A 6760-nucleotide genomic window follows, 5' to 3' on the forward strand; every position below is an offset into this window, starting at 1 on the left:
GTCTCTTTATTTTAAAGGCTTTATACTTACTTTTCCAGATTAGGGACACGCCCTAGAGATAGTAGGTTAAAACCGTATCTGATTTATATGTAAGTGATTATCATTAAATATAGATAAGGAATGTCTTATGGCGACTAATAGCAGTCCCACAAATAATAGTGCCACGAATGATGCTGCTACGACTGACAGCATTGCAAAAAACACAAAGGTTTTGGACATCGGTGGCGCGGTTCGTGATGGTGAGTCTCTAGATGTACAGGCAGTCAGTAGCTGGTTACGCGCACAGGGTGTGAATATTCAAGGTGAACCTGAGGTTACTCAGTTTTCCGGAGGCGCATCCAATTGGACATATCGTCTGAAGTATGACAACCAAGATTTGATATTACGTCGTCCCCCAAAGGGAACCAAAGCCAAATCTGCTCATGATATGGTGCGTGAATACACAGTTCAAGCCGCATTGAAGGATGCATATCCCTATGTGCCAGAAATGATTGCGTTGTGTCAAGATGAGTCGGTTATTGGTGATGATTTCTATGTGATGGAGCGTGTTGAAGGCATCATCCCACGTGCCAATTTACCCAAAGATATCAATCTTAATCCAGCCCAAATCCGTGAGTTATGTACCAATGTTATTGATGCTTTAATAGAGCTACATCAAGTTGATTATAGCAATCATCCTAACTTAGTAGCGTTAGGACGTGGTGATGGCTACTGCGCACGACAAGTTGGTGGCTGGAACAAACGTTATGCTAAAGCTAAAACGCCTAATGTTCCTAGCTTTGGCCTAGTTGGCCAATGGCTCACTGGTCATACACCAGCAGATATCAAGACCTGCGTGATTCATAACGATTGGCGCTTTGACAATGTTATTTTAGATGCAGAAGATCCCACACGAGTGATCGGAGTGCTTGATTGGGAGATGGCAACGCTAGGTGATCCGCTAATGGAATTGGGCAGTGCCCTTGCTTATTGGATAGAGGCTGATGATGATGCAGTGATGCAGCAGTCACGTCGTCAACCGACACATTTAGACGGTATGATGACCCGCAATGAAGTAGTGGACTATTACCTGACAAAAACAGGTCTGCAAGTCTCTAATTGGACGTTTTATGAGGTATTTGGCTTATTTCGTTTGGCTGGTATTATTCAGCAGATTTATTATCGTTTTTATAACAAACAAACCTCAAACCCAGTTTTTGAGAGTATGTGGATAGTGGTTCACATGTTGCATGCTAAATCTTTAAAGCTCATTGCGGCATTTGAAGGTGATGCATCATTTACCGCATATTTAACAGCACATTCGTCAGATATTAAGATAGATGCCGAAAGTATGGAGCAGTTGCCGAGTGAGGTGCAAGCGCTGGTAAAGAGTACATTACCGAAAGGCTATGCTGACGCTATGTATGCTTAGCTTACCTACAATATTACGAGGTATTTGTAGCCATTATGTTCATGGTTACAGCTACAAAGTGTTTTTTTCGTATCAAAAAGCGCATAGCTGCAGCTACATATATAAAGCACCTTATAGAAAGGCATAGAAAACAGGCAATATTAATATGACAACCATCCTTTTAGCACGTCACGGCCAGGCATCATTTGGACAAGAGAATTACGATCAGCTCTCAGAGTTAGGTATCACACAAGCAAAAATGCTGGGTCAGCACTATGCGGCCACACAACGCCGTATCGATGCCATATTTACAGGGAGTCTGGTGAGACAGCAGGATTCTGCTCAGCATTTTTTGGCCAGTTATCAGTCATCTATGACTATTAAAAATAGTCGCAACACGTCTACGAGCATGCGTGAGCCTGATAGTTATATTTTACCGCAGTTTGATGAATTCAATCATAAAGACGTGTTTGTCAAATCGGATCCTGCGTTTATTAATAAAGGCGCGATTGCAGCTGAGATTGCTAAAGCAGAGGTGCCAGCGACCCGTTTAGCTGAGTTGTTTGATCAGGCGATGCAGCGTTGGCATGGTGGTGACAACGATCAGGATTATCTAGAAAGTTGGCCGCAGTTTAATCACCGCGCTCAGCAAGCACTTGAACAGGTTTGTATTCAGATAGCCAATCTTAACTTGGATGCTGATAATACGGTATTGGTTTTTACCTCAGGGGGTGTGATAGCAGCTATTACGGCACAGCTATTAAAACAAAGCAGTCAAACCGCATATCAGTTGAATAAAAATTTGGTCAATACCGGTGTCACTTCCATTACTGTCAAAAACAAAAGTACACGTTTATTGTCTCTAAACGAATACAGTCATTTATTTTCTGATGGCCAATCTTTCGTAACGTGGCGTTAAACATAGCAGCAACGACAAGGAAGTTGCTTAAGATACATAACTGCGCTTTATATGAGTAAGGTCAGCCATAGCATTGGTCGGATGCTGTTGGTTTATTTTGATAACAAACAAAATCAATCTATAAATTTAGGATATTATAGATTATCGTTTTGATCTCATGTCGATATAAAAAGGACTGTCCATGCAAAGTAGAGTGATAAATTTGCTCACCAAAAAAGCCAGACAAAATAAGAATAAGATATTTGGTGCCGTTCAGCCAACACGCTATTTACAAAAGCTAAATAAGCAGCAGGTTGGACAAGATAAAACCGTACTTATCACAGGTGCGAGTTCAGGTCTGGGGGAAGGGATGACTAGGCTCTTTGCTGCGCTTGGCTACAATCTTGCGATATGCGCGCGTCGTATAGATCGTTTGGAGGGTCTAAAATCAGAATTGGTAGCAGCATATCCTAATATTCGTATCGAGCATCGAGCCTTAGATGTCAGTGATTACAGTTCGATTTTTGAAGTGTTTGATGCCTTTACTGCTGATTTTGGTCATATTGATAAAGTTGTTGTGAATGCAGGTGTTGGCGAGAGTCGCCGTATTGGCAAAGGTCGTTTTGAAACCAACCGCCGTACCGTTGAAATAAATTTCGTATCAGCCTTAGCACAGTGTGAAGCGGCTATGAATGTTTTTCGAACACAGAATGCTGGTCATTTGGTTGTGATATCTAGTATGTCTGCGATGCGTGGCTTGCCTAAGCATCTGACGGCTTATGGTGCTGCCAAGGCGGGATTGGCTTATTTGGCAGAAGGTATTCGTGCTGATATGCTATTAACAAAGTTGCCGATTAAAGTTTCCACTATTTATCCAGGTTATATTCGTACCGAAATCAATGAAAATGCCAAGCCACTGCCGTTTGAAGTAGATGCTGAAACAGGTACCAAAGCAATCGTCGCAGCGATTGAAGCTGGCGTAGATGAAGCGTGTGTACCAAGCTTGCCTTGGTCAGTTGTCGGGCAGGCTATGAAACACTTACCATTACGGCTGGTTAATAAGATGAACTAATAGTCAGTCATCAAAATATTAAAAAAGCCCTTTACTTGATAAGTAGAGGGCTTTTTTTAATTCAAACACTATGACGTTCAGACGTTATAGTGTTTGAGGGTTATCTGATATATGTTTTTCGCGCAATTTTTTCCGCAATACTTTACCAATATTGCTCTTTGGTAGTTCATTGATGAATTCAATATGACGCGGACATTTGTAACCAGTGAGGTTTTCCAAAGCATATTCTCTAATATCATTTTTGGTGACATCATCATCGCTCGGGACAACATAAATTTTGACAGCTTCGCCTTGGCGGCTATCTGGAATACCAATTACCGCACAGTCAATAATGCCTTTGTAGTCAAGCATGACGGATTCAATTTCATTTGGAAAAACGTTAAAGCCTGAAACCAAAATCATATCTTTTTTGCGGTCAAGTAGGGTGATATAACCTTGTTCATCCATGCTGACAATGTCACCAGTGCGGAAATAACCATCAGTGGTGAAATCGTTGCTACTGTCTTTATTAAAGTAGCCTGAGGTCACATTAGGACCTTTTATACACATTTCTCCTGCTTGATTGAATCCCACATGTTTACCATTATCGTCAGCAACGATGACATCGACGCTAGGAACGGGTATACCAATTGTACCGTTGAATTTACGGTCAGTGATGACGTTGGCTGTACCAGCAGCAACACCTTCAGTCATGCCCCAACCTTCAATCATTGGGCAACCAGTGACTGCCAACCATTTAGCCGCGGTCTGTTCAGTTGCTGCCATACCACCTGCTTGTGATATGCGTAGTGAGCTAAAATCCAAATCTTTAAAGTTTGGCTGATCGAGTAAGCCTTTGAATAGTGTGTTGACAGCAGGAATAATATGAAACGGTTGTTTTGATAATGTTTTAACAAAGCCTGACATATCGCGTGGGTTTGGCACCAATATAAAGGTGTAGCCTGAACGCATACCAAGCAAACTCAGCATAAATGCAAAAATATGATATAGCGGTAGAGCCATCACCATATTGATATAGACTTCGTTAATTTCTGAAGTGACAGGGCGGTACCATGCTTCTGACTGTAGAGCAGCAGAAACGATATTACGCTGTGATAAAATCGCCCCTTTGGATAGTCCTGTCGTTCCACCCGTATATTGCAAGATAGCTTTTTGTTGCATGGTGGTTTTTGGCGATTGAACAGGTAGGTTTTTGCCTTTTTTAAGCACTTCAGGAAACTTAGTAACCTGATATTTTGGGTCATTAAGATTATACTTGGGGACTAAGCGTTTCACCTGACGGATAACGGTATTGACTAAAATACCTTTTAGTCCCATCATATCGCCCATTTTTGAGAGAACAATGCGCCTGATGTTTGTCTCGTCAATAACTTGCTCAAGTGCTTGGGCAAAATTATCCACCACAAAAATAGTCTGGGCACCTGAATCGTTTAACTGATGGCGTAGCTCACGGCCAGTGTATAATGGATTAACAGGCGTACATACGTATCCTGCGCGCAATATACCAATCATTGTAGGTAAGTATTGCGGAACGTTTGGCATCATTAATGCTACGACACTGCCTTTAGGAATACCTTGAGCTTGTAACCATGCGGCAACTGCAAGTGATGCTTTGTCCACGTCACCATAAGTATGAGTAACACCCATACAGATAGTCATAGGATGGGGACGGAAACGGTCAAAGCATTCCTCGTATAACTCAATCAGATTTGCATATTGATCTGGATTGATGGTTTTAGGTACATTTTTTGGGTATTGAGCAAGCCAAGGTTTATCAACTGTCATACTTAGCGTTCTTAAATGCTGAGATTAAGTTAAGGTTCTATAAAAAGGTAGTCACATTCGTGTCAAACAATACAGATCGTTGCTGTGAGAGCAATGGCTTGCTGAGTGACATGATATGGTTTCACAGACTGTTAGAATACGCTGGCCTTTATATCTATAGCTTTTTAATTACAAATTCATTTAACCGCAAAGAATCATAATCTAAGTAGATTAAACGGTTAGGTATTTTTTTTGAGACTGAAAAAAAGTAAAGCAACTTATTTTGACAACACATTAACATAACTACAATTGATTTTTTTATGCCAATATAATACTTGATAGTTTATATTTAAATTTGATTAATTTAAATATATATGTTGCAACTATTTTGAGATAAATGGTCGATAAGATGTTGTAGTCGGTTATTTTTATTGAGAATAATAGTCATTATAACCAGTATTACTCTTTTAAGGCAATTTATTGGGTGATAGTTTTAACAATATGGTTATAACAGGGCAGGTTTCTGCATAGAAATTATCTATTTTTACAGTTCAGAGCGTTCTACCAATAGTATCAAACGCCCTTATTTAAAAAACTTATGTTTATTTTTTTTGGGAATTATTCGATATTCTTTTATAATCTTTGCAGCAACACCTTACTTATATGTCTCTTTGGTAATTCATTTACAAATTCAATATGATGCGGAGATTTGTAACCAGTAAGACTTTCCAAAGCATTCCTCATAGAGCTCTTTAATACTGTTGTACCTATTGGGATAAATCGTCTTAGGCACGCCATTGTAGTAATTAACAAGCCACGGTTTGAGTATTCAAAAATAAAGTGATTATTAATGAGTACACTATCATGAATGTGGATCAAGTAAACATTGGTTTGTCGTACTGGGTAGTACATAAATTAAAATAAATATATTCATAAAATCAAATATATAGTGGGATACTTTCAACATGAGGCGAGCGTTACAATGGAAGTTATGAGGCAGTATTTAACACATTAAGGCATAAATTCTTTATCTCTAACGCTATAGGTGGTGAGTCATTCATGGTGGGATAAATTGATAGCTTTTATTAAAAAAACGTCGATAAATGAGTAGGGCATTGATTGTACAACCAAGCGTGCTACTCACACATATCAAAAAACATCGTTATTATTTGGTAACGAACGGCTTGAGTAGGATCAGCCCCCGCAAGAATTTGTCCTGTCATCATGCCCGGCAAACTGACGATACCAACGACTAGCATAGAGTTTAATGTTGGCGTCATACCAGTGATAATGGCCGAGCGTATAGGCTCGTGTACCGCTTCAAATGGCCGCGCAGATAGGCTTAGCATCATCTCGATACGCCCCCGCTGCTCATAAAAAGATTCAATCAGTTGGTTGCTAGTCAAAGCAATAGCAGTGAGAGAGTTGCCCAATATTAATCCTAGTATGGGAATGATGAATTGCGGAGTGTACCAAGGCTGCACTTTTAAAATAATCATAAGGTAATCCCCCCAATAAATAAGAACACTCATAAATAGAGAGTAACTGCTAGAATACATCAGCAGGAGAATCCTATGAAAAAGACACGCTTTAGCGACAACCAAATCGTCAACATCCTAAAACAAGCCGAACAAGG

Annotated in this window: 5 protein-coding genes; 3 read left to right on the forward strand and 2 right to left on the reverse strand. The window is 40.0% G+C overall.

The window, feature by feature from the left end:
- The first annotated feature begins 127 nt into the window (after positions 1-127).
- The 3 genes from EI164_RS13825 (at position 128) to EI164_RS13835 (ending at position 3360) form a co-directional block, all read left to right on the forward strand.
- Complete coding sequence (locus EI164_RS13825; RefSeq protein WP_192520511.1) at positions 128-1411, forward strand: phosphotransferase family protein; 1284 nt, start codon at positions 128-130, stop codon at positions 1409-1411.
- Between the two features lie 145 nt (positions 1412-1556).
- Positions 1557-2309 carry a histidine phosphatase family protein gene (locus EI164_RS13830; protein WP_192520512.1) on the forward strand — a complete coding sequence of 251 codons (753 nt, stop codon included), beginning with the start codon at positions 1557-1559 and terminating at the stop codon, positions 2307-2309.
- Positions 2310-2490: 181 nt separating this feature from the next.
- Positions 2491-3360 carry an SDR family oxidoreductase gene (locus tag EI164_RS13835; protein ID WP_192520513.1) on the forward strand — a complete coding sequence of 290 codons (870 nt, stop codon included), beginning with the start codon at positions 2491-2493 and terminating at the stop codon, positions 3358-3360.
- 84 nt (positions 3361-3444) lie between these two features.
- Here EI164_RS13835 and EI164_RS13840 read toward each other — a convergent pair whose 3' ends face one another.
- Positions 3445-5145 carry an AMP-binding protein gene (locus EI164_RS13840; protein WP_192520514.1) on the reverse strand — a complete coding sequence of 567 codons (1701 nt, stop codon included), beginning with the start codon at positions 5143-5145 and terminating at the stop codon, positions 3445-3447.
- A gap of 1115 nt (positions 5146-6260) precedes the next feature.
- A complete protein-coding gene (locus EI164_RS13845; RefSeq protein WP_263972672.1) occupies positions 6261-6623 on the reverse strand; it encodes an ABC transporter permease in 363 nt (120 codons plus the stop codon).
- Between the last annotated feature and the right edge of the window lie 137 nt (positions 6624-6760).

This window comes from Psychrobacter sp. FME13 (assembly GCF_014861395.1).
Classification (GTDB): Bacteria; Pseudomonadota; Gammaproteobacteria; order Pseudomonadales; family Moraxellaceae; genus Psychrobacter.

What these genes read in the sequence shown, in the direction of transcription:
- EI164_RS13825 (WP_192520511.1), top strand. Translation starts at nt 128, where the DNA reads ATGGCGACTAATAGCAGTCCCACAAATAATAGTGCCACGAATGATGCT.
- EI164_RS13830 (WP_192520512.1), top strand. Translation starts at nt 1,557, where the DNA reads ATGACAACCATCCTTTTAGCACGTCACGGCCAGGCATCATTTGGACAA.
- EI164_RS13835 (WP_192520513.1), top strand. Translation starts at nt 2,491, where the DNA reads ATGCAAAGTAGAGTGATAAATTTGCTCACCAAAAAAGCCAGACAAAAT.
- EI164_RS13840 (WP_192520514.1), bottom strand. Translation starts at nt 5,145, where the DNA reads ATGACAGTTGATAAACCTTGGCTTGCTCAATACCCAAAAAATGTACCT.
- EI164_RS13845 (WP_263972672.1), bottom strand. Translation starts at nt 6,623, where the DNA reads ATGATTATTTTAAAAGTGCAGCCTTGGTACACTCCGCAATTCATCATT.